This window comes from Paraburkholderia sp. MM5477-R1 (genome assembly GCF_050436385.1).
In the GTDB taxonomy this organism is placed as follows: domain Bacteria; phylum Pseudomonadota; class Gammaproteobacteria; order Burkholderiales; family Burkholderiaceae; genus Paraburkholderia; species Paraburkholderia tuberum.
This window is the reverse complement of record NZ_JBNDMC010000005.1, coordinates 1,179,692-1,204,110: the sequence shown is the minus strand read 5'-3', so window position 1 is coordinate 1,204,110 and position 24,419 is coordinate 1,179,692. Positions and strand designations below refer to the sequence as shown.

General features: G+C 60.3%; 18 protein-coding genes. 3 read left to right on the top strand and 15 right to left on the bottom strand.

Features of this window, described 5'->3' with window-relative positions:
- Window positions 1-88: 88 nt before the first annotated feature.
- From tssC to OKW35_RS17780, 15 genes are all read right to left on the bottom strand, one after another.
- Window positions 89-1,591 carry a type VI secretion system contractile sheath large subunit gene (gene tssC, locus OKW35_RS17850; protein WP_187616474.1) on the bottom strand — a complete coding sequence of 501 codons (1,503 nt, stop codon included), beginning with the start codon at window positions 1,589-1,591 and terminating at the stop codon, window positions 89-91.
- A 46-nt stretch (window positions 1,592-1,637) separates the two neighbouring features.
- Window positions 1,638-2,171, bottom strand: coding sequence for a type VI secretion system contractile sheath small subunit (gene tssB, locus OKW35_RS17845; protein WP_429402041.1), 534 nt, complete (start codon window positions 2,169-2,171; stop codon window positions 1,638-1,640).
- A 205-nt stretch (window positions 2,172-2,376) separates the two neighbouring features.
- The gene (locus OKW35_RS17840) at window positions 2,377-4,056 is read right to left on the bottom strand and encodes an OmpA family protein (protein WP_429402043.1); all 1,680 of its coding nucleotides are present in this window, start codon (window positions 4,054-4,056) and stop codon (window positions 2,377-2,379) included.
- Complete coding sequence (locus OKW35_RS17835; protein ID WP_429552728.1) at window positions 4,053-4,736, bottom strand: DotU family type IV/VI secretion system protein; 684 nt, start codon at window positions 4,734-4,736, stop codon at window positions 4,053-4,055. The genes OKW35_RS17840 and OKW35_RS17835 overlap by 4 nt, the downstream gene beginning before the upstream one ends.
- 52 nt (window positions 4,737-4,788) lie before the next feature.
- A complete protein-coding gene (locus OKW35_RS17830) occupies window positions 4,789-5,349 on the bottom strand; it encodes a fimbrial protein (protein ID WP_429552727.1) in 561 nt (186 codons plus the stop codon).
- Window positions 5,350-5,420: 71 nt separating this feature from the next.
- The gene (locus OKW35_RS17825; RefSeq protein ID WP_429552726.1) at window positions 5,421-8,072 is read right to left on the bottom strand and encodes a fimbria/pilus outer membrane usher protein; all 2,652 of its coding nucleotides are present in this window, start codon (window positions 8,070-8,072) and stop codon (window positions 5,421-5,423) included.
- A 198-nt stretch (window positions 8,073-8,270) separates the two neighbouring features.
- Window positions 8,271-9,035 (bottom strand): fimbria/pilus periplasmic chaperone, encoded by a 765-nt coding sequence (locus tag OKW35_RS17820; protein WP_260330353.1) that lies wholly within the window; start codon window positions 9,033-9,035, stop codon window positions 8,271-8,273.
- A gap of 99 nt (window positions 9,036-9,134) precedes the next feature.
- Entirely contained in the window at window positions 9,135-9,683 is a 549-nt protein-coding gene (locus OKW35_RS17815) for a fimbrial protein (RefSeq protein ID WP_429552725.1), read from the bottom strand.
- Between the two features lie 254 nt (window positions 9,684-9,937).
- Window positions 9,938-10,588 carry a response regulator gene (locus tag OKW35_RS17810; protein WP_429552724.1) on the bottom strand — a complete coding sequence of 217 codons (651 nt, stop codon included), beginning with the start codon at window positions 10,586-10,588 and terminating at the stop codon, window positions 9,938-9,940.
- A 657-nt stretch (window positions 10,589-11,245) separates the two neighbouring features.
- Window positions 11,246-11,404: a BON domain-containing protein gene (locus OKW35_RS17805; protein WP_316251675.1), complete on the bottom strand. Its 159-nt coding sequence runs from the start codon at window positions 11,402-11,404 to the stop codon at window positions 11,246-11,248.
- A 284-nt stretch (window positions 11,405-11,688) separates the two neighbouring features.
- On the bottom strand, window positions 11,689-13,116 hold the full coding sequence (locus tag OKW35_RS17800) for a basic amino acid/polyamine antiporter (RefSeq protein WP_429552723.1): 1,428 nt from the start codon (window positions 13,114-13,116) through the stop codon (window positions 11,689-11,691).
- 69 nt (window positions 13,117-13,185) lie between these two features.
- Window positions 13,186-14,622 (bottom strand): basic amino acid/polyamine antiporter, encoded by a 1,437-nt coding sequence (locus OKW35_RS17795; protein ID WP_429552805.1) that lies wholly within the window; start codon window positions 14,620-14,622, stop codon window positions 13,186-13,188.
- A 141-nt stretch (window positions 14,623-14,763) separates the two neighbouring features.
- On the bottom strand, window positions 14,764-16,260 hold the full coding sequence (locus OKW35_RS17790; protein ID WP_184061766.1) for an efflux transporter outer membrane subunit: 1,497 nt from the start codon (window positions 16,258-16,260) through the stop codon (window positions 14,764-14,766).
- Window positions 16,257-19,316 (bottom strand): efflux RND transporter permease subunit, encoded by a 3,060-nt coding sequence (locus OKW35_RS17785; protein ID WP_429552722.1) that lies wholly within the window; start codon window positions 19,314-19,316, stop codon window positions 16,257-16,259. The genes OKW35_RS17790 and OKW35_RS17785 overlap by 4 nt, the downstream gene beginning before the upstream one ends.
- Window positions 19,313-20,287: an efflux RND transporter periplasmic adaptor subunit gene (locus tag OKW35_RS17780; protein ID WP_184061764.1), complete on the bottom strand. Its 975-nt coding sequence runs from the start codon at window positions 20,285-20,287 to the stop codon at window positions 19,313-19,315. Before OKW35_RS17780 ends, OKW35_RS17785 begins: the two co-directional genes overlap by 4 nt.
- A gap of 1,125 nt (window positions 20,288-21,412) precedes the next feature.
- Between OKW35_RS17780 and OKW35_RS17775 the strand changes: the two genes are divergently transcribed.
- From OKW35_RS17775 to OKW35_RS17765, 3 genes are all read left to right on the top strand, one after another.
- Window positions 21,413-21,805: a hypothetical protein gene (locus OKW35_RS17775; protein WP_221309191.1), complete on the top strand. Its 393-nt coding sequence runs from the start codon at window positions 21,413-21,415 to the stop codon at window positions 21,803-21,805.
- 67 nt (window positions 21,806-21,872) lie between these two features.
- Window positions 21,873-22,805 (top strand): hypothetical protein, encoded by a 933-nt coding sequence (locus tag OKW35_RS17770; RefSeq protein ID WP_429552721.1) that lies wholly within the window; start codon window positions 21,873-21,875, stop codon window positions 22,803-22,805.
- 1 nt (window position 22,806) lies between these two features.
- On the top strand, window positions 22,807-23,367 hold the full coding sequence (locus tag OKW35_RS17765) for a hypothetical protein (RefSeq protein ID WP_429552720.1): 561 nt from the start codon (window positions 22,807-22,809) through the stop codon (window positions 23,365-23,367).
- Window positions 23,368-24,419: the final 1,052 nt, after the last annotated feature.

Here is a 24,419-nt window from a genome sequence, read left to right as displayed (position 1 = left end):
TTAGTTTTAAAGATGCTCAATGAAAGTCAGGCATATTTAGTGAGCGCCTGTCCGTCGCTCAATCACCGAATGAACGGTAGACGTCAGATCAGGCTGCATCCTTCACGAGCGGCAGCTTCGCGACGAGACGCAAAGAAACCGTCAGACCTTCAAGTTGGAAATGCGGACGCAGGAAGAACTTCGCCTGGTAATATCCCGGATTTCCCTCGACGTCCTCGACGACCACTTCGGCCGCGGCCAGCGGTCGACGTGCCTTGGTTTCCTGCGACGAATTCGCGGGATCGGCGTCAACGTAGTTCATGACCCATTCGTTGAGCCATTGCTGCATTTCGTCCCGCTCCTTGAATGCGCCGATCTTGTCGCGCACGATGCACTTCAGGTAATGCGCAAAGCGCGAGCACGCGAACAGATACGGAAGACGTGCCGATAGATTCGCGTTCGCAGTTGCGTCGGGATCGTGGTACTCGACCGGCTTCTGCAACGATTGCGCGCCGATGAACGCCGCGTAGTCAGTGTTCTTGCGGTGAATGAGCGGTATGAAACCACTCTTCGACAATTCCGCTTCGCGGCGGTCGGAGATCGCAATTTCCGTCGGGCACTTCATGTCGATGCCACCGTCATCCGTCGGGAACGTGTGACACGGCAGGTTTTCAACTACCCCACCGCTTTCCACGCCGCGAATCAGCGTGCACCAACCGTAGTTCTTGAACGAACGGTTGATGTTCACCGCCATTGCGTAGGCCGCGTTCGACCATACATAGCGTTGATGATCCGCGCCGGCGGTCGCCTCTTCGAAATTGAATTCGTCGACCGGATTCGTCTTGACGCCATACGGCAGACGTGCAAGGAAACGCGGCATTGCGAGGCCGATGTAGCGCGCGTCTTCCGAACTACGCAGCGAGTTCCAAGGTGCGTACTCGAGGTTTTGCGTAAAAATCTTCGTCAGGTCGCGCGGGTTGGCGAGTTCCTGCCACGAGTCCATCTGCAGCACGGACGGTGCCGCGCCTGTAATGAACGGCGCATGCGACGCTGCCGCCACCTTTGCAATCGAGCCTAGTAGGTCGACGTCGGCGGGCGTGTGATCGAAGTAGTAGTCAGCGACGAGACAGCCGTACGGCTCGCCACCCAACTGCCCGTACTCTTCCTCGTAAATTTGCTTGAAGAACGGACTCTGGTCCCACGCAATCCCTTTATAGCGCTTCATCGTGCGACGCAGGTCGTCCTTCGACACATCCATAAAGCGGATCTTCAGCTTCTCATCCGTTTCCGTGTTCGCGACGAGGTGATGAAGCCCACGCCATGCGCTTTCAAGACTCTGAAAATCTTCATGGTGGAGAATCAGGTTGATCTGTTCGGATAATTTGCGATCGATCTCCCCAATAATTGACTCTATGTTTTTGTATGCGTCGTCGGACACCGTTGCCGATGTAAGCAGTGCTTGTTGAGCGAGCGTCCGGACAGCCCCCTCGACAGCCTCGCGCGCGCGCTCCGTTTTGGGCTTGAATTCGCGCGATAGGAGTGCGTTGAAATCGGACTGACTGGTCACGCTCGCCGTTGCCTTGGCGCGCGTGTTCGCTTGAAGTTCGGCCATCATTTCCCCATTGTTTCAGGCTGTGCTTTCGTGCGGAAAGCAAAAATCATTCGTTGGTCACCGGTTCGCCGGCGGATGCCGCTTCCGGCTTTGGCGCCTTTGCGAGCGCTTCGAGTAACGCTGGGTCTCTCAACACCTTGCTGACCAGGTTTTCCGCGCCACTTTTGCCATCCATATACGTTTGCAGATTGGCGAGTTGCGTACGCGCCTCGAGTAGCTGCGCAAGCGCGTCAACCTTCTTCGCGACGGCTGCGGGCGAGAAGTCGTCCATGCTTTCGAACGTGATATCGACCATCAGCTGACCTTCGTTCGTCAGCGTGTTGGGCACCGCGAACGCGACACGCGGTTTCATGGCCTTCATTCGCTCATCGAAGTTCTCGATGTCGATATCGAAGAACTTACGGTCGCCAACGGCGGGCAACGGTTCGAGCGGCTTGCCCGACAAGTCGGCGAGGACGCCCATCACGAACGGGAGTTCGACTCTCTTTTCCGAACCGTAAATTTCGACGTCGTATTCAATCTGGACGCGGGGGGCACGATTACGTGCGATGAATTTTTGAGAACTGGTAGAAGCCGACATAGTGCTCTGAGGTTGTTCGCTCAAGTAAAAGAAGGAGCGGCGACACCGCTCGCTTTCGTATGAAGTCCGCAAGCTGAAGATGTTATGTCTCGGAACAGCGCGGCGATATGGGCGGTTGCCCAAAAGTCTGTCCCGTTCGCAAAAGCGAGGCCGGGTTGGCGTGCGCGAACGCTGGCTCCCAGAGGGTTACCCGCGACGAGTACTTTCAGTGCGTGCCTGAATCGGGAACAACGGTGATTTCGACACGACGATTCATCTCGCGCCCCTGACTAGTTTCGTTGCCGGCGATCGGCCGGGTATCGCCATACCCCTGAATTGCGAAACGTGTGACGGGCAACGTAGCCGTGTTGACGAACCAATCGCGGATGGCCCGCGCGCGTGCCTCGGAGAGCTTTTGATTCGCGACGCTGGCACCCACGTTGTCAGTATGACCCGCGATGAGAATTCGCTTGTCGGGATTCGCGCGAATCAGATCGAGAACCGCGTGGAGCCTTGGCTCTGCACCTGACTTGAGCGTCGTCTTGCCGCTGTCGAATAACAAGAGGCTGTCGATCGTCACAGCAAGGGGCGGGGAATGCGCGGCGATCGTGGGGGAATGCGATGTCGCGGTCACGCGTTCAAGCGCGACTTGCAACTGCTTGCCCCGATACAGTCCCCAGCCGAGCCCGGTCGGCACACCGTTGCTCGCATAGCGAGCCAGCTCGGCGGATTGTCTGCGCAACGATTCGAATCGCTCACGCTTCGCATCCGCACGGGCTGTGGGTATATGCGTGTAGACCTCGAGGTCGTCGGCGACTCGCGTGACCAACCTGCTGTTCGACCATGCGGAGACACCAATCGACACCATCAGGACGACCACCGACGCAGCCAACGCGTGCAAGCTTCCGGAATACGACCGGGCCCACTCGCTCTTCGAAACCCGGAATCTGTCGTTCCGCGCGATGGTCTTAAGTAAAGGCAGAGACAGCGGCTTCGGTTGAGCCTTCGGCCTCGTCAGCAGCGGCCGCAGCGCGGTCTTGCCGGTGAGCCATCGCGTCCATGCGCCTGGACGCATCGGCGGGTGTCCTATGTCGGCCAACAGCAAGCCGCGCAGCGAGAACGGCGCGGTGTTCGCGAGCGATGAAAGTATCGATAGCAGCGCCTCATCTTCTAGCCAGTCGAACACTGCATGCCCCAGACCGGCACGCGACGCACGTTCCGGGTGGGCGACAGCGAGCCAAGCCTGATCCAGCTGTTGCCTGAGCGCTTGCACATGTTGCCGCGCGGTTGCGGTCGCGGGTTGCATCGTCGAGATATTCATGGCATCGCCGAACCAGACCGGTTCCACTGCGTGGTCGCTATTCGAGCCGAGGTACGCGTAGATCGCGATATAGCAGGGTAATACGAACGCCCGGGGACCGATGCAAGCGTCGATTTGATGCTTCCAGCGGGAAAATTCGCGGCGAATCACAGCATCGTCGCACTCACCGTCGGGAACAACGGGCATCAACACGGCATCCGGCGGACGTTGATGCGACTCCATCACCGTGGCCAACACGCTGGACAACTGCTGCGGGGACCGGACACGCAACCACAGCGCATCACCGTTACGTCGCAGTGTGGATGTCTGGCCATCGCGTGCAAACAACGCGCCGGCATGCGGCCCGACGACGAGAACGATCGATAACTGACGCACGTTCCCGAGCTGAAAATCCTGATCCTCGTGGGTCGGATGCGATCGCCCGTAAGCTGGCAAAACGGCGGCGCCCACCGCCGTCAACAGAACAAGACTGAGCACAACGGGCCACGATGGTTGGAGAGCAAGCGGCAAACATAGCCATATCAGTCCAACTACGGAGACGGCGATCCAGATCAGCGCCGCCCGGTAGCTGTTTCCGGAAATCATTGCGAACGCTCCGTCTGCATAGGACTACTCTGCGGCGACGACGTTTGAGGTAGACCGCGTGTCGCAACGTCCAGACTAAGGTCCATCGCCGTCCACAGTGACGCGATGGCAACCGCACCAGCAATCACCCCGCCGGCGGTTCTGCGTGAATGTGAGATGCGTGACACGTCCGACGGCCGAAGCGAATTGGTCAGTGGCATGGCGTTATCCGGTGCGTCGGGTATGGAGAACGCCGCCTTATGACGCAGATGCCCGTTCAACGCCGATTTCGCACGCTCCAGATATGCGTTGGCGTTTTCGCGTCCGCCGTCGAAGCCCTGCCCCAGCAACATGGTGTAGAACTCAAGTCCGGCGGGGTCCGGATCGCCGCCGTCCACCACCGCCGCGATCCGGTGCCATACCCATGCGGCGCCGTCACGCACGCCATGAAAACGCATCTGCAGCGGCTCACGCAACCATTCCTCGCGCTGCCTGGACGGCAATGCATGCAACGTCAGTTCATCTAGCAGAACGCATTGTGCGAGGCTGACTTCCCGGATATCCGTTTCCGGAAAAGTTCGATCCAGCATTTGCTGCTGTAGCGTCTCGACCAACGTACTGCAACGCGCGCGCCAAAAAGGAATAGCCGGCAGCTCCGCGCCGTCGGACAGCAGTGCTGCATGCAACGCAGTCGCTCGCATGAGCGCGACTGTTGAGTCAAACATAATAAGAAACGTATTCGCGCCGGCACCCTCAGGGCATTTCGACGACATAGGTGACGAATGTATTGACGGTGCCAGCCGTGGCTCGACCGGTTGCGTAGTAGCTGGCAATGAAATCCACCGGCGTCGGATCCGTGGACGTGATCGGAACGACTCTCATCGTAGACCGGTCGCCGACCTTGATCCGCGATCCGTCCGGATTGGCCAGCATGACCTGTACATTCGTTGCCGACGCCGCCCCGCTCGCATTCTGCAGGTCCAGATTCCCGGTGTTGGGATCGGTCGACGAACCGCTCTCGAAATACACGCGCGCCCCCGTTACACCGCTTGGACATTGAATCGTGATGGTAAAGAACTTTGAGCCATCTATAACTCCGGCCGTCGGCAGCGATCGCGTCGAAAGCGTTGGCAACGTGACCGTCATGTCGGGCGAACTCACCAACGCACACGTCTCCGCGTTATAGGTGCCACTAAAATTGAGCGTGACCGAAGGCGAGCCTTGCGCATGTACGCAAACCGACCCCAACAGCGCACCTGCGATCAATCCGGAAACTAGTCCGGCAATCCGAAAGTATCTACAAATATTTTTCATTTTCTGACCTCTACTGTCGGCGGAATCATCTAAGCCGCAGCGCTGGCGCTGACCGGGTATCGACCTTCACTTCAGCGAAGCGAACTCACAAGCGCCGCGCCCGCTGAACGTCGCGCTACGGACTTTGCCGGCGGAGACCAGACTAGCGCTGGATCACAGCTCAGCTTGATGCGCGCAACGATCCCCGCGCGCTGACCGCTGTCCGCCTTGTCGTCGTCCGGCACCGTGTAGGGCATCACGCACTGCTCCGCTGCGCGATTGCCCCAGCGCACCAGCAGCTTGCCTTCGTGCTCGAGGCCGCGCAGGTACGAGAGGCCCCCCTGACCGACGATGCCCACCGATTTCTCGGACTCGTCGAATAGCTCGGTGCCCATCGGCATGGCTTTGCCTTCCCGATCCAAAACCTCGGCGAAAATCGGCGTGCCCTGCGTGGTCGCAATCTTCACCTTGACGAGCGAACTCGCGCGCGGCACGACTTCCTCACTCGTGTTGCCCAGTTCAACGTCGAGCGACACGTCGCTCGGATCCAGCGCGACCGTGTTGACCCGGTATGGCATCAGCGAAGACACCACCGCATAGCCGTTAGCGTCAATCCTTGCACCCTGGCCATTGATGATCCGGCCACCTTCCGCGCCTTTCGCTTCGACGAGCGCGAACGCCTGTCCAAGCGGCGGGCTCAGCGTCATGCCGCCACTGTGAACGACGACCGCGCCGTCGGCGTTGAACGCGGCTTGACGGGTCTGATTGCTGATCGATGCATTGACGTTGTAAGTAGCGAACGGCGCGCGATACATCGCGTAACCACCCGCGGAAACGGTCCGATTGTCGCCGGCGACGATCCGTGACGCGTTGACACCGTAGGTGATCGGCGTGGCTCCGCTCGTGTTGCCCGACGCAGTGGCCTGAATTGTGCTATCCCCGTTCGAGCCGCGCGAAACGTTGGTGGTCAGATAGTCGAACATATGATGCTCGTTCGAGTCGACCTTGCCGAGCGGAATCGTCAGGTTCAAACCTACCTGCGTGCTGATCTTCGAGTTTTGCAGGCGCGTGCGTTGCGCATATAGCGAGTAGGACACCCGCTTGTACGCGCTGTTGAAACCAACCTGATATTGCAGATCGTAGCCCTTCGACGCGCCCCAGTAGTTCTGCGAACTGCCGGCGATATAAAAAGAACTCGACTCGCCGATTGGCTGGTTGATATTCAGCTGCAGACGGCTGCGCGTGCGGTAGTCATACTGACCCGTGGTGTCTCGGGAGCCATATCGCGCGTACATCGCGTCATGCAGGCTATAGAAGCGTGAGGTCGAGTATCGGTAAGCCGCAACCGAAAAATTCGTGTTGGGCCCTGGAAGGAGCTTGCTGTAGCTGATCCGCGTACTGTAGCCGGGACGACCACCAGACACGCCGGGAATATTCGTTCCCGCCGCCGTTACGTCAAACGCGAATGCGCCGAGCGGCGTATTGAGCGCGACACCCACCAGGCCAGCCCAGTAACCTTCCGCAAACTGTGCACCGGTGTAGCCGGTCAACAGGTTTGTCAGGCCGCGCTGATAAACCGCCTGCGCCACCCACGGATGGTTATTCAGCACGGTATCGCGATAGACACCGGTCGTCAGATTGAAACGTGCAACACCAGGCCGCAGCAACTGCGGGACGGACGCAAACGGCACCAGAAAAGTCCGCTGACGGCCGTCGGATTCTGTAATAGTGACCTGAAGGTCGCCGCCATAACCCGTAGCCGGCAGGTCGTTCAGTTCAAACGGCCCCGGCGGCACGCTGGTCTCGGCCACGATGATGTTGTTCTGACGCACTATGATGCGTGCATTGGTATCAGCCACGCCACGCACAACCGGCGCGTAGGAGCGCATGGAATCCGGCAACATGCGGTCGTCGCTCGAAAGCTGGACGCCACGCACGTTGAATGAGTCGAAGACGTCACCGCTCGTCGAGCTGTCGCCGATCGTCAGTTGGCTCTTAAGCGCCGTGACATCGTGTTGCGCAAACAGCGCGACACTTTGCCAATGCGTGCCGGAACCCCGGTTCTGCGAGCTTACCGTGGACCACTGGCGGAAACGCCAGCCGTTCACGTTGAATCCGCTTTGCAGACCGAGGTAGACACTGCTGAAGTCTCCGCTACCATTGTTCTGGTGAGTCGTATAGCCGGCGAGACTGTATTGCACGAAGCCTGCGTTGATCCCGTTGTCCCAACGGGACGGATCAACGTAACCGGCAGCCTCCTTGCGCAATTCGATCTGTGGAATCGACAGATCGAGTTGCAGATCGGCGGTGTTGAACGATGCAACCGATCCCGGTACGGCTTCAACCAGCGGGACGCATTGCACTGACGCGTCCATATCGTCGAAGTCGCCGTTTCCTGCTTCCTTCAACCGCTGGGCCACGCGCTCGGTATCTACGCCAGCGCGCTCGAGGCCAGGCATCGTGAAACAGGGCGTTGCGATATCCGAGCCCGGCACTGCCTGAAACAGGACATCGAAGCGTCCACGCTTCTTACCATTGACGAGCAGTTCGAGCGGATAAACACCGGGAGCAACAGGATTGCCTCGCGTATAGCGTGACAAATCGGCGACGTTGCCCGTAAAGAATGCTGGATTGAACTCGACTTCTTGCGGAACTTCCGCAGCGGGCGCATTTGATGTCGCCGTGGTAGATGACGCATCCGTACGCGCAGCCTCTCCGTCGACACCGGCTTCCTGTCGCGGCAACTCGGACGCCGAGCAGTCGCTGGATGGCGTCGCCGCTGAGTCCGGCGCGCACGCGGCGACCGCGGAATTTGAGCAAAAGACCCAGCCCGACGCTATGATTGCCGCCCAAGCCAGTGGGTGAAACCGGAAAGGGACATCACTGAATACTCTTTCAACCGCCGTCTTACTATTCCGCACGCCCGACATCCCGTATTTCAATTATTGATTCTTTTGCGCTTCCGCGCTTTGAGCACCTGTCACTTCCGCCGAGTCCTTGATCGCTGTACCGAAGTCGTTCAGAACCGTATAGGAAACGGTGGCAGGAGCTTTGATATCCAGCTTTCCATCTTGTGGACGGAGATCGACGTGCCCGAACGGCGGTGCCATATCGGGCAAAAGAGCGACTTTCCTGCCTGCCGTTTCTACCTCTGCCGTGCCGACGGAAATGTAGTAGGGCGATGGGTTGTCCAGACGAACGATGCTCTGACCTTTGTCATTTGCCTCGACATGCCACTTCAGCTGGGCCCGCCCCGCCGTTGGGTCATCGAGCAACGATACCGGCCGGTAGAACATCTTGATACGCGTTCGGAACGCGAGCTGAATCATGTTCCGGTCATCAGCGTCCTTGGGCTTCGGCGGAATTTCGAGAACGTTCAGCCAATAGACAGCCTCACGGTCCTTCGGCATGTCGCCGCCTGTGAACATGATGCGCAAAGCCTGCCCTCTGTGAGGCTCGACCCGAAATACCGCCGGCAGTAACGTGAACGGCACCTTGATTTCATTCGGGGCAGCGGCCGCATCGCCGTCGTCCAGCCACGCCTGGACCAGGACCGGACGGCTGTCAACATTGTTCAAACGAACATTGACTTCACGGTTTTGCGCCGGATAAATAACTCGGGTACCGGTAATGGTGATAGCAGCTTGTGCAGCGAACGAGGTCACACTTAAGGCGACAGCTGCGGCGAACAACATTGGAAACTTCATTGAAGACACTCGCTCCTCCACGCGACAGGTAAGCGGAATGCCACTTCGGGTTGCCTTCGAACTAGAAGAGCAACCCGATGCCATTCGGCTTAGATTCGCTTACTGGTATGCCAACGTGTAGCGAACAACAGCCGTCACGTTACCGGCCGTGGCTCTGTCTGTTGCATAGTACTGGCCGGCGTAGTACATCGTTGCCGTACCGTCGGTCCCAACATCAACGAACTCGCCCGTGCTGCCCAGCGGAAGCACCTGCGCCGCGCCATTCGTGAAATTGTGGTCAAGCAATTGCACTTCGACGTACTGGGCCGGCGAGGTAGTTGCCTGGTTAATGGCATTACGCGTAACCGGGTCCATGTTCGTGGTCTCGAAATGCGCCGCGACCTGTTTCAGCGTTGCCGGGCACTGCGACACCGAAATGTTGAAAGGCGTGGACCCGCCGACTACGCCAGCCGCAGGCAGCGTCTGCGAAGACACCCGAGGCAGCGTGACCGTTTGGTCCTCGTCACCCGAGTTGATCACACAGGTGTCGTCATACAGTTCTCCATTGAACGTTACCTGACCTGTGCCCGGTACAGCTTGAGCGAAAACCATCGGCGCGACGGACAGGCTCATCAGCGCGATCATGAGTTGCGTTACTTGTTTTTTCATGAGATTCCTCTTTGTTGCCATTTCAGAACTACAAACCCTTGTAAAGCCGGGACGTCCAGCGATCGTCAAGGCAGAGGAATGATCTCATTGAAGAAGATCGGTGTTAATGGGCCAATACCCAAAATGAAAGACCAAATAGGTCAGTCGAGAAACGACGTGTCGATTCCTCGAACTGAACAGGTCACAGGACCACCCTACGATAGGGAGAAGGCGCCACGAGAACGACAGAATCCGCCTAAGAATCGCGGCAATTGCTACGAGCAGGACCACTCGCGCACGATCGTGACGAGTTCTACGTCGTTTCTGGCACCGAGCTTCTTCATGCCAGCGTTCTTCTGATTGCTCACGGTCTTCGGACTGCGATTGAGCCGCTCGGCAATTGTTGCGATCGACATCCCGTCGCAGATCATTCGCACGACCGTCGATTCTTTTTCAGATAGCAAATTGAGAGAAGATCCGCCTTGCGCTGCGCGCCCCGTTGCGCGCAACATCTTGTCCGCAATGGAATCAGGCAGAAACACGCTTTTATTTTTGGCAACGCGGACGGCAGCGGTAAGGCTGACAAAGCCCTCGGGACCCTTACCGACGAAGCCGGCCGCCCCCGCGTTGAGCGCAGCTGAAATGATGTGCGTGGAAGAATGCGTGCTCAGGAAAACTACTCGTATGGATGGGGCGACACGCCGGATCCGGTCAAGAAGGTTGAGACCGTCGGCATACGGATCGCCTTCGAATTCGTAGTCGCACACAAGAACATCGACTGGCACTTCAAGCAACCGCTGAAGAAGCAGGCCGATACTTTCGCTTTTGAAGCAGACCTGGATGTCAGGACAACGCTGAAGAAGATGCTCGACGCCGAGGAGAATAAATGGATGATCGTCGGCGATACCCACTCTTATTTTGTTCACTCACACTCCATACCACGCAGGTGAATACCTTTTCCTTGCCGAAACACCCTGCATGATTTGTCACCAAAGTACCATGTCATTTCACGCCGTTACATGATGAGAAAGGCGCAGGGCATCTCGTCCCATCCGCTCGTCGACTTCCCTGATCCTGTGTGTCGCCACGGGACGCTGCGTTTGCGTGGGCCTAGCCGCACACCTCAGCAGCAAGATCGAGAGCCGCAACCTTCCTGCTTCTAATGAAGCGAACGGCGTCGGGAACACCTATCATCTAAGCGCACCAGTCGGTGCAGTCCAAATAGCGCATATCAAATTGTCTTGATCGTTCCACAAAAGCATTTTGGCACCACGCAAATAGAAGTTTTTGAACCACTGTTTTTTAAAACGATGCAAAATCGGTGAGAAAGCCGGTGTGCTTTGGTAAAGACAAAGCAATTTTTGGGCATACAACCTAGCATGGATCAATCATGAAGATGGGATAGCGCAACGCACCCCAACTCGTCGGCGAGGAATTAAAACGTCTTCGCCTTGCGCAGAGGCGGATTGTACGATGCGCTAACAAGCAAAAAATCAGCAGAGTCCTATATGCGTCATAGGTGCAAGAAGTGCTTTCAACATCCACCCCAGTCGGCCCGTCGCAATGCCCCATCGCCGCCGGCGTCACCGCCGTGTTTCTTCTAGCGGACCGCGCGACAGCAGGTCCGCGGTCGGCGCGCTGCCCGTCAATGTCACGACGCCGTTATCCGCGCGCACTGTAATGTTGCTGGCCCGTAGTCCCTGGCTTCGTGCGTTTCTGAATGCGCGGCGTACGTCCCGCACGAGTTGCCGGTTGGTAGCCTTGATCTCGCCCGCGGTTGGCGCCGAACTCGCCGCAGCTTGTGCCGCGGGACCCGATCCGCCCGCTTGCGGCTGCGCGTGCGCAGTCAGGCAAGCGGAACACGACCGCGCTCGCGCAAACCAGCTTCAGCCATTTCTGTGCGTTCATTTCGTTTTCCTGTTGTGTATGGCCGGATGACATCGACGGTGGCGCCCGGCCGACTATTTCATCCGCTGCATTCGCCAGGCCGCGATCATGTGAGCCGCGCGGCGCGCGAGCGGAAGCCTTAGGCCGCAAAATGATTGCGCACGAGATCGACGAACGCGACCAGCCCGGTAAGCAGAACCACAATGAACAGCCAGCGTTCGAGCAGCGTAAACACAGGCCGTTTCCCCTTGCGACGCTCGGCGATGTAAAACCACACGGTCGCCGCCGTATAAAGCACGGTCGACATCAACAGATAATGCAGGCCGCCCGCGTACACGAGAAAGAGCGCGTATCCGCAGCCCAGCAGCGCGAGCATGAAATCGATGCGCCGTGACCACGGCTGCCCCGCATACGATTCGCCGCTCGCTGCGAGCTTCAACCCATAGCCGGCGACGAGCAGATACGGGATCAGGTTCATCGACGTCGTGAACTCCTTGGCCAGCGTGAACGCTTCTTTCGAAAACAGCGTCACGATCAGAAAGGCCTGAATCACGAGGCTCGTCATCCACAGTGCGGCGACCGGTACGTGGTTGCGGTTTTCTCGCCCGAGAAACGCGGGCATCGTGCGGCTCTTGCCCGCCGCGTGCAGAATTTCGGCGGCGAGCAACGTCCATGCGAGATAAGAACCGAGTACCGATATCAACAGGCCGAGCTTGACTGCGACCGCGCCCCAGGCGCCGACCGCGGCGCTCAGCACGCCAGCCATCGACGGATTTTTCAGCGTGCCCAACTGCTCGAGCGGCAACACGCCATACGACAACAACGTGACCATGACCATCAACGCAAGCACGCAGAGAAAGCCGAGGACGGTCGCGACCCCGACGTCGCGCCGTTCGCGTGCATGCCGTGAATAGACACTCGCGCCTTCGACGCCGAGAAACACGAATACCGTGCCCAACATCGTCTTGCGCACCTCGCCGAACAGACCGGTCGCCGACGGCTCGGGAACGGTCCACAGGTTCGCGACGAACAACTGCCACTTGACACTCGATAGCACGAGCACCGCGAACAGTCCAAGCGCGAACAACTTGGCGGCCGTCATCGACGCATTCACTACCGACGAGCCCTTCACGCCGCGCAGTATCAGAAAGTGAAACACCCAGATCATCAGCGAGGAACTGACGATCGCGCTAAATGTATTGCCAGCGCCGAATGAAGGCGCGACGATCGCGAGCGCGGACTTGATCAGCACGAGATAGGCCACGTCGCCGAGACAGCTGGCGCACCAGTAGCCGAACGCCGACAGAAATCCCGTGTAGCGTCCAAACCCGACGCGCGCATACGTGTAGACGCCAGCGTCGAGTTCCGGCTTGCGCCATGCGAGCCGTTGAAAGATCAGCGCGAGTATCAGCATGCCGGAGCCGGTGATGGTCCAGCTGATCAACGAACCGACTACGCCGGTATATTTGCCGAGCGCCTGCGGCAGCGAAAAGACGCCCACCCCGACCATCGAGCCGATCACCATCGCCATCAGGCCCGGCGCTGAAAGTCTGACGCGCTTGTCCATTGCTGCGATCGCTCTCCCGCGAACACGTTCCGATCGAGCCGCGCTCGTGCGACTACGATGATCGACCGCTCAGATGACGATCGTGCCGGTCGCGAGGCCGATCAGCGCGCCAATCGCGCCGCAGGCCGCGACGGCAAAGATGACCCACTCGACTTTCGAAAACACCCGATGGCCGCGCTCGCGTTTGGCCACCACATACAGCACCGTACCGGGCGCATAAAGCAGCGCCGATAGCATCAGGAACTTCAGGCCGCCCGCGAACAGCAGAAACGCCGTATACAACGTCGCGAACATCGCGACGAAATACTCGGTGCGCAACGCGCCGCTCAAGGTGCCGCCATTCTGTCCACTATCGTAACGCGCGGCCTTGATGCCGTATGCGGCCACGAGAAAATAAGGAATCAGCACCATCGAGCTCGTGAGATTGAGCATCAGCGCAAACGCGTCGGTCGACCAGTACGTGCTGATTACGAAACACTGCACCACGGTACTCGTGAGCCAGATCGCGGCGACCGGCAGCTTGCGCTCGTTTTGTCGCGCGAAGATACGCGGCATCGTCTCGAGACGCGCGGCGGCGAACAGCACCTCGGCACAGATCAGCGACCATGCGAGGTACGCGCTAAGGATCGAAATGATCAGGCCGGCGCTGACGAACACGACACCGAATGGGCCGAGCAGCGCGCCGAGTACCGCGGCCATCGACGGCTGGCGCATCACCGCGATATCGGCGCGCGGCAAGGTCGCGTAAGGCAGCAGCGTCACCAGCACCAGCAGACACAGCACGGCGACGAAGCCGGTGATCGTCGCGGCGCCGACGTCCGAGCGCTTTTTCGCATAGCGCGAGTACACGCTCGCACCTTCGATACCGACGAACACGAAGACGGTGACGAGCATCGTCGCGCGAACCTGCGAGAACAAGCCCTTGCCGATCTGATCGCTGCGTTCCCACAGATTCGCGCGAAACATGTCGGCGCAAAACAACGCGATCAGCATCACGATGAACAGCACGATTGGAATCAACTTCGCGACCGTGACGATCGTGTTGATCATCGTGGCCTGCTGGACGCCGCGCAGCATCACCAGATGAAACAGCCAGATGCCCACCGACGACACGAGGATCGCGCTCGCCGTATTGCCGTTGCCGAAGGCCGGCACGAAAGCGCCAAGCGTCGATTTGATCAGCACCCAGTACGACACGTTGCCGAAGCAGCCGGCCATCCAGTAGCCGAATGCGGATAGAAAGCCCGCATAATCGCCGTAGCCCGCTCGCGCGTATGCGAACACCCCCGCATCGAGCTCGGGCCGACGCTGCGCGAGCGCCTGAAAGACGCGCGCCAGCGCATACATGCCGATGCCCGCCACGCACCATGCAATGACCGCGCCGAACGGTCCGGTCGCGCGCGCGAAATTGCGCGGCAACGAGAAAATCCCTGCGCCCACCATTGAGCCGACGACCATCGCGGTCAATGCGGGCAACGACAGTTTCGTCTCGACCTGGCTTGCCATCGTCCACCCTTCAGAGAAGCTGATTTCTTCCGGAAAGGGACTGACGCGGAGCAGGTACGCGTGCATTGCGCATCTCCTGTCAGTCCTCCCCGACTGAAGCCAACGGCCTTGCGAGTACCGGACCGCACTCCTCCTGGTCGTTCACTGTGCGGCCGGTGCCGGTGCGGTGGCGGGCGCGGGTTCCGTCGGCGCTCGTGTATTCGAGGCCACTGGCGGATTGGCCAACCAGCCGCCTCCCAACGCCCTGAACAGCGCGAACTGTGCCTGCAGTTCGCCGACCTCTTCCCTCGCCTGCGACGACTGGCTTTCGAGCAGCGCAACCCGCACCTGATCGATATCGACGCGGCCGGTATCGCCGAGTTCGTAGCGACGTCGCACCTGGCTCAACTGCGTGGTGCGACGCGTGACTTCTTCATTGCGTGCCTTGAACAACTCGTCCTGCCGGTTCAAACGCGCCAGCGCACGGTCGACGTCATAGAACGCGCCGAGCGCGGTCTTTTCGTAGTTCGACATGGCCTGCTGCGCCTGCGCGTCCGACGACTCCACCTGCGAGCGCCGCGCGCCAAAGTCGATCAGTGGCAGCGCCATCGCCGCGCCGAATAGCCAGAACGTGCTGGCCCCGAGGCTTTGACCCGCGATCTCCCAACCATTGCGTGCAAGCAAACCGCTCAACGACATGGTCGGCCAGTAGTTGAGCCGCGCGACATCCGACTGCCTGAGCGCCGCATTCACCCGTGCCTGCGCCGCGATCAGATCCGGGCGCCGCATCAGCAGGTCGACCGGCTGGCCGGGCTCGATATGCGGCAGCGCGGTCATCAGCGTGTCGCTTTCATCGAGAATCCCCGCGAATTCCGCGGGCTGCACGCCGCATAGATTCTGCAAATTGAGTCGTGCCTGCGCGATGCCGTTCTCCACGTCCTGCAAACGCGCATCGACCTGCGCGCGGCCGGCGCGCGCTGCTTCGATGTCCGTACTCAGCACGAGACCCGCGTTAAAGCTCTTCTCGGCGATGTTGACGAAGTCGTCCGCGATCGCGCGGCTCTGCAGCAAAATCGCGCGCTGACGCAGCAGCCCGCGATAGGTGACGTACAGATCCGCGACTCCCGACACCACGCTCAGGCGGACCGCCTCCGCGTCGCCCGCGGCCGCGCGTGCCTGTTCGCGTGCCGCCGAGAGCCTTGCGCGTCCCTGACCGAACAGGTCGATCTCCCATTGCGCCCGCAAGCCGACACGCCAGAACTGCGCATCGGTATTGTTGATGCCGAGGAATTCCGCGAATTCGAGCTGCGTCTCGGCGCCGTGATACTTCGCGGCGCTCACGCTTGCACCGACCGACGGCAACAGTTGCGAGCGGGCCAGGCGGATGCCGGCCTGCACCTGATCGACGCGTGCGTAAGCGGTGGCGATGTCGAAGTTGTGCGCGAGCGCGAGATCGATCAGTCTGTTCAGCGTCGGGTCGTTGTACTGGGTCCACCATGCCGCGAGCTGCTGCCCGGACATCGGTGTCGCCACGCCCGGTTGCGCTTCCGAATACTGCGGCGGAAACGCGGCGGGCTTTTGCAGCTGCAATGAACCCGTACAGCCGGCTTCGAGCAGCAGGGCCGCGATGGCGAGAAGATAAGGGCGCGCGCGGATCATTTTGCTTCCGGGTGTCGACCCGGCTCCCATTCCGCCTGCCTGATCGAGAACAGCATCGCATACAGCGCCGGCACGGCGACCAACGTCAGCACGGTGGCAAAAACAAGGCCCGCCATAATCGTGATCGCCATGTCCTTGAAGAAAGGATCCCACAACAACGGCGCCATGCCGAGCGCCGTCGTACCGCCCCCCAGTATCACCGGCCGCAGACGGTTCATCGCGCCGTGGGTCACCGCCTGCATGCGCGGCACGCCCGCGGCGATCTGCGAATCCATCTCTTCGACAAGCACCACGCCGTTCTTGATCAGCATGCCGATCAGACTCAATAGACCGAGCAACGCCATGAAGCCGAACGCGCCGCGAAATAGCAGCAGACCGAGCGTGACGCCGACGATCGACATCGGCACGACGAGCAGCACGACGAGCGCCGGCTTCAGGCGTCCGAACATCATCAGCACGAGCAGCGCCATGCCGATGAAGCCGAGCGGCAGTTGACGGAACAGGCTCTGCTGCGCGCGCGTCGACGATTCGTGCTCGCCGCCCCATTCGAAGCTATAGCCCGGTGGCAGCTTGATGTTCTCGATGCTGGAGCGTATGCGGTTGAACGCGTCGACACTGTTCTGCCCATAGATCGGGTTGGCCGAAACCGTCAGCGTGCGAATCCGGTTTTCGCGCGCGATCTGGCCTTCCTCGGTACCGACCGCGAAGCCGTTGACCACGTCGCCGAGCGGCACGTAACGGCGCAGCCCCGCGCTGAACACCTGCAGGTCCTGCAGACCCGCGACGCCACGCGTGTAGTCGGGCGAACGCAGCACGATCGGCAGTAGCTGATCGCCTTCGCGATAGATGCCCACCCGCAGGCCTTCGCTTGCATAAGCCATCGTGTCGCTAACCTGACGGCGCGTCACACCGAGCGAGCGCGCCCGCGATTCGTCGAATTCCGGCCGCACGATGCTGATCGGGTCCTCCCAGTCGTCGCGAATCGCGATGATGCGGCCGTCCGCCTTCAGCACATTCTGTGCTTCTTGAGACAAGCGGCGCAGCACGGCCGGATCGGGTCCGGAGAAGCGTGCCTGAATGGCCGCGCCACCGCCGGGACCGAACTTCGGCCGCGTGACCGTCCAATGCTGTTCTGGGAAGCGCCTCTTCAGGTCCGCTTCGATGTCCGGAATCATGTCGTCGATCAGGCTCTGGTCCTTCGCGCCGACGATGAACTGCGCGTACGACGGATTGCGCGTTTCCGGATCGTAGACGAGGGAGAAGCGCGTCGCGCCCGAGCCAATATACGTCTGCACGTTGGTGACGTCCGCATGCTCGAGCAGCACCTTCTCCACCGCGCGGCTCTTTTCGACCACCGCGCGAATATCGGCGCCGCGCGGCAAACGCATGTCGACATAGAAGATCGGCGTGGTCGACGCGGGGAAGAAGCTCCGCTCGACGAAACGGAACGCCCACCCGGCCAGCACGGTCAGCGCGACGAGGCCGATTACCACGAACACGCGCTGTCGGGTGACCCATGACAACAGCTCGCCGTAACGCTTGTACAGCTTCGACTTGAACGGGTCGTCATCGATGATGTCCGCGGGCTTGAAAAGATACGTGCCGAACAGCGGTGTCAGGGCGATGGCGATCACCCAGCTGAATAGCAGCGAAATCGCAGCGACGGCGAACAACGACGCACAGAATTCGCCGACCGAATCCGGCGACAGGCCGATGCCCGAGAAAGCCAGAATCCCCACAATGGTCGACGCTAGCAGAAGCCATTGGCTTTGTTTGAGAATCTCGGTCGCCGCCTGGAGATGCGACATGCCTCGTTGAACCTTCACGAGCATCCCCTCGACCACCACGATGCTGTTGTCGGTCAGCATGCCCATCACGATGATCAGCGCGCCGAGTGAGATACGCTGCAGCTCGATGCCTGCCGCGTACATCACCAGCAGCGTGCCGAGGATCGACAGGAACAGCTCGACGCCCAGCACGACGCCCGCGCGCCAGCCGAGCGCAATGCCCAGCGCGACACCGACGATCGCCACGGACAGGAACACGTCGAAGATAAAGCCGCGCACGCTCTCGTCGACGACCTGCGGCTGATCGTAAAGCGAGTGCAGCTTGATGCCGATCGGGAGGTCACGCTCGAGTTCGGCAAGCCTCGCCTTGAGCTCCTCGCCGACCCTCACCACATTGACGCGCGGCCGCGCGCTGATACCGATCGTAACCGCGGGCTGGCCGTTATAGTGAATGACCTGGTTCGGAATCGTCGCGTAGCCGTGGCTTACGCGCGCGATGTCGCCGAGCAGCAGCGGGGCGGGCGTATTGTTGACAGGCAGCGAACGAATGGCCTGCAACGAATCGAGCGAGCCGGACGGCGCAATCCGCAACGACAGGTCGCCGACACGTTCGCGTCCCGCGGGCCGAACCTCGTTCTGCACGAACAGCGTCTGCGCAAGATCGTCGGTGGACAGATCGTTGGCGATCAGTTGCGACTGGTCGACGTCGACCGAGATCTGCTCCTGCTGCTCACCGGCGATCACGATGTCGGACACGTCGCCGAGTGTCAGCAGTTGGCGGCGCAGTTCGCGCGCGTACTCATACAGTTGCGCCTGCGTGTAGCCCTCGCCGGTCAGCGCGTAGAACATCCCGTAGACGTCGCCGAAACGGTCGAGCACGAGTGACGGTCCCGCGCCCGGCGGAAGCCGGGGCTGTGCATCCGATACCGACTTGCGCACCTCGTCCCACACCTGCGGCAATTGCGCCGACGTGTACTGGTCGCGAATCTCGACGCGGACTTCAGAGTAGCCCGGTGTGGAACGCGAGGTCAGCCTGTCGACCTGCGGCATCTGCTGGATCGCGCTTTCGAGCCGGTCCGTCACTTCCTGCTCGACCTCGTGCGCACTCGCGCCCGGATACAGCGTCACGACGACCGCAGTCTTGATCGTGAACTTCGGGTCTTCGAGCCGCCCGATGTTGTAGTACGCGAAGATGCCGCCCAACAGCGAGATGAGCGTCAGAACCCACGCGATCAGCGGCTTTTCGATAAGGGGGCGCGCGAGATTCATTGAGGCGCATCCATTGGACGGACCGCCATTCCCTCTTTCATGAACTGCGAGCCGCCGGCCACCACGCGGTCGCCCGCCGCAACCGCCCCCGCGACGACCACATCGTCATTGCGAATTTCGCGCACGCTGACCGGCACCGCATGCACACGGCCGGACGCGGCGTCGTAGCGCCACAGACTGCGCTGACCGTCCGCGCCGATCGACACCGCGGCGATCGGAATCGCGAAGTACCCTTTGTTGTCGTTTTGCGCGACCTGACGCGCCGTTTCGGAAATCTGTACGCGCAGCGCCATGCCGGGGAACAGCATCGCGCTTTGCGGTCCTTCGATCGAGAACACGAGCCGGTAGGCCGCCGAAGTCGGCGAGGTCTGCGTGGTCCGTTCGCGGAACACGAGCGGGAAGCGGTTCTGCGGCCGCCCGGGCAGCCACGCCTCGGCTCTCAGCGTCTTGTCGACGAACAGCCGTTCGGCAATGCTCTGAGGCAGATCGACGCCGACATCGGCACGGCCGATGTTTTCCAGATTGAACGCGGGCGCCCCAGCCTGCACGACCTGCTGGATCTCGATGTTGCGGCGAGCGATCCGGCCGTCGAATGGCGCGACGAGCTGGGTATTGCGCAGGTCGCGGCTCGCCAGGTCGCGTGCCGCGCGTGCGGCATCGGTGGAAGCCGACAACTGCTCATAAGCAGCCTGAGACAGAATGCCGTCCTTGCGCAGCACCGCCTGGCGCTTCAGGTTGTCGCTCAGCTGCTGATACTGCGCGTTCGCGCGTTGCAGTTGCAGCTTGTAGGGTTCCTCGTCGATCCGCGCGATCAGTTGCCCGCGTTTCACCGACGCGCCTTCGAGCACCGCGATCTGCACGACGCGGCCCGATACTTCGAAGGCGAGCGGCGAGATGCTGGTCTGCTCGACCCGCCCGGTAAAAATGCGAATGGCGGAAGCGTCGGCAGGTTCGACCCGAGTGAGCTGCACGGCTGGCCTCGTATCGCCACTCTGTGTTTCGGTCTGCCGTTGGCAGCCCGACAGTGAAACGACAAGCGCGCAGGTCAACGCGCACGACACTGCGCCGGTCAGTGCGATTCCGCCTGATCGGCGAGGCCGCGGTGCATCGGAGCGGTTTGCATTCATGACGTTCTCGGCTGACTGCTGGCGCAACCCATGTCGTAAGCCCAGCGGCAACGTAGCTCACGGGCCGGCGAATACGAGACCCTACAGGTTGCTCAGCAATTCATAGGGGCCCATAACAGTGGACCGATGGGTGCATCCGCTTCGACTTCCACGGCCAGGTCAGACTCGAGGAACAGCGGCATCCCTTCTGTCGGACCGGCAACGTCGTTCAAACCAGTCCATCGGCGACAATGGTGTTGTGGCCGTCGGGACTACAGCCGCGACCCATGTGTCGTCATTCCGGCTCCGTTCGTCAGGCATCCTGTCGAACTGCCAAACTGCTTCGCCATGCCGAAGCAAGACTGAGGAAAATGACGAACCCGCCCTGTATGGAATGCACGACGATTCCGCAAAACCTGAAGACGAATGAATATGCGGGCGGATTGCAGCGTTGAATCAGATCCCTTCGATGGAACCTTGCTGCAAAATTATTAAAGTTCCCAAACAATTCGCTGTCAAGAGCCTCACAGGCGCAGCACGATCGTATCGATTGCTTACCTTAAGCGGTATATCAAAGCCGTCATAGGCGTTCATGACTTCGCGCAGTTCACTGGTGGTTTGCCCGTGTCATGCGTGCGTCATTGCCCCTTTCAGTTCGTCACAGGCATCATGGCCGAACAATGCGCAAGCCGTCAATCGATTCGCGACTTGCTACGGTCATACCGACTCGTTCTATGGTTGCTTCGGCTTCTGTTGATGAAATATAAGCATGGCTATTCTGCTGTACTAGTCACGAAATACCATGGGGAAAAGTACTATAGGTTTCAAGGAATTTTTGTTTCGCCGATGGGTGACGCAACTCTGCGTGAAAAGAAAGTTGGCAATTGCGACGTCGCGGGCCGCCGCCAGCGTTCATCGCTTGCATCGGCGTAGCGCGGCTGCCCTCTCGCACGAACCGGTTCGACGCATCATGACGCGCTCGCTCGCATCGTGGACATCGCGGTGCGCGGCACTCGCGCTGCTCACTGGCAGTCTTCTGTGCGGTTGCGCGATGGTCACCGTCAGCTCGCAAGGCCCGGAGCAGTACATCGCGATGCGCCGCGGCGACATTCTATCGACCGGCCGTCTGAGCGCCGCGACGCGAGCACGCTGCACATCGCGGCACTCGATGGGAACACCTGCCAACGTGAGCCGCTCGCTTGCATCAATACGATCTTGACCGTCGGCGGAATCAATACCGACCGGCGATTGTCGAGCCTCGCTGAACTGTCGTTGCAGATGGCCATCACCAACACGCCGGCCAACGCCAGCGATTGGAGCGACGCAATTCGATCTGTGGCTCAGGGCCGCGCGATTCGCGTATGCATTTCTGTTCCTCGGTGAACGCACTGCTGGCGAACGTGCATTCGAAGATCGTCAGACCCAGGTCCGTGACTACTACAACTACGCGGTGCAGGAACTTGCCCACGCGCTGCTTCTGCGTGGCGCGCTCGCTACCGATGCCGGCAACGGCGTGCCGGGCACGCAGTACATCGCAGGCTGGCCCATTCATCCCGACCTGAGCCGAACCCGGCTACCCGAAGGCGTGCGCGAACCGCGCGAAGTCATCCCGGCGTCGCGGCTGTCGTTCGCGGGGATACGTAGCATTTATCGACGCGATGGTTTGGAGGCGGAACTCGTTGCTGTGATGAACTTGCCTCCGCCTGAAGATGATGTCGATGCGGGTGGCAATGCCAGCGCCGACACGCGCGTGTCCACCCGCGTCGATGGTCGCGCGAGCGCACCGTTCAACTCCGGCGTGTCGTCAGAAGCCGCGGGACGGCCAAGGCCGGCGTCGCGCTTTTTCCGCGAGATGCCGTCGCCGAACGTGACCGCGTCGATCTGGTTCAGCCAGGGCATGCTCGAACAGGTGCTTGCCTCGCATGAGGTCGTGCTGTCCGTCTATGATCCGTATCGCGAAGACAGTGTCGAGCGACACGGCCAGACTGTGCCACTTTCGGCCAACTTCAGCGCGGGCTACGGCATCTGGCTCGCGCGCTCGGGCTTCGCCGGGCAATCGTTGCGCACGCTGTTTGGACGCGCACACGGTATCGATACGCCCGGCATCTACATGATGCAACCGTTCGATCCCAATCGACGGATCATTCTGATGCTGCACGGCCTCGCGAGCAGCCCCGAGGCATGGGTCAACGTCGCCAACGATATTCAGGGCGATGAAGTGCTTCGCCAGCATTTCCAGGTGTGGCAGGTCTACTACCCGACCAACGTGCCGATTCTGGTCAACCTCGCGCGCATCCGCCGCGCCACGCAACAGACGCTCGCGCACTTCGATCCAGACGGTACTGCGCCGGCGTCGCATGGCATGGTGTTGATTGGGTCATAGCATGGGCGGCATTCTGGCGCGGCTGCTCGTGTCGACTTCCGGCGACGCGCTTTGGGCGACGTTCGAGGACAAGTACGTGCCCGAGGGCACCGATATCGATCGCGAGGACGAGCGGCCCGATCGGCTACTGAACTTCACGCCGATGCCGCAAATCGAGCGCGCCATATTTATCGCGGCCCCCCATCGAGGCACGCCGTTCGCGAGCAACCGGCTGTCGCGCTGGGCGGCCAACCTCGTGCGTCTGCCGCTTGCCCTGCTGAACGAGATCGAGGAAGTGATGCAGACGGCGACGAACATCGAACCGCAGGGACGGACCTTCCATGTGCCTAGCAGCATCGAACAGCTGCGCGAAAACGGGCCGCTCGAAGATTCCGACGATGGCGTGGTCCCTTATCGCAGCGCGCATCTCGTGGGCGCGCTGTCGGAGAAGGTGATTGTTGCTGGACACAGTGTGCAGGAGACGCCGCGGGCGATCCTCGAGATTCGGCGGATCTTGCATGAGGATATTGCGCAGATCGATCAGCGCGGGGAGGTTTGCGGGGAGGCTCGGATAGCGAAGTGATGGCGGCGGGGCCAGCTGTCTTTTGCGGCGGCTCGGACTTGGGCTCGGACTTGACGAGCTTGCTGTTGCTGGGCTCTGTTCGACTCACTGGTACAGCGTTCCGAATCAAGCCAGTGTGATCGAGGCAGGCGCGGAAGATTGGTTCGAATGAGCGGTCAGGTCAGCGGAACGCACGAAAGATCGCGACGGCCGCTGGAAATTCTTTCGCTACAAATTACGTATTGAACGTTACGGATTGGCGGGGCACGTGTGTTCATTCTGGCGCGTTGTCGCCGTTTGGCGGGAGTGATGCGGTATCGTGCACCAATTTGACTGATTAGCGTGAAACAATGGCGTGCATTGGTGAAAAAAGTCTTTTAAAACAATAGGTTGACACGCAGAGAAGACGTTTCGCAATGTTTCACGCCGTGTCGGTTGGCGAGATTGGCCGAAGAATCGAAAATTCTCGCTCGTATTGGCTAAGAGTCACTCATTTTTCGATATTTAGTTCGCAAAAGTTGGCCGTATGTACGGTCCCCGTATATTGTTAGGTCGCCGATGCGCGACCGCTGCATCTGCTGAAGTTCAAGTTGGCCAGACGCGTGGCGACTGACAGTCGCTCGCATTGCCGATGCGCGATCGTCTTGCTAATCAATATCACAGGGCGGGCCGGGAGAGACTCTTTACGTTCGCGAGATTTCCGCGCTTGCCCTCACCTATCCTGCCGTCCATCGTCCGACGGATTTCTTGCGGATGATCTGAGAGCAGCGATGTTGATTTCGCGCTGAACGAGTGGTCTGACGCAGGCCCATCCGGGTGGCGTGACATACGATCGGACGGAGATCATTCGTTGCGGTCGAGTCACTCATTACTCCGATGCTTGCCCAAAAATGATCGGCGCGGTCGCAATGCATCCCTTCGAATACTTCTATCTGGGTGTCTCCCCGGCGGGTGGGTAGATCGGTAGGCGTGACGACCGACATCAACTATCTTTAGAGTTTCCTCTCTTGACGACGGGGGGATGTTGGTTTAATGCCATTACGGCCAATTCATCGCGGCCGGCAGGCGTTCGC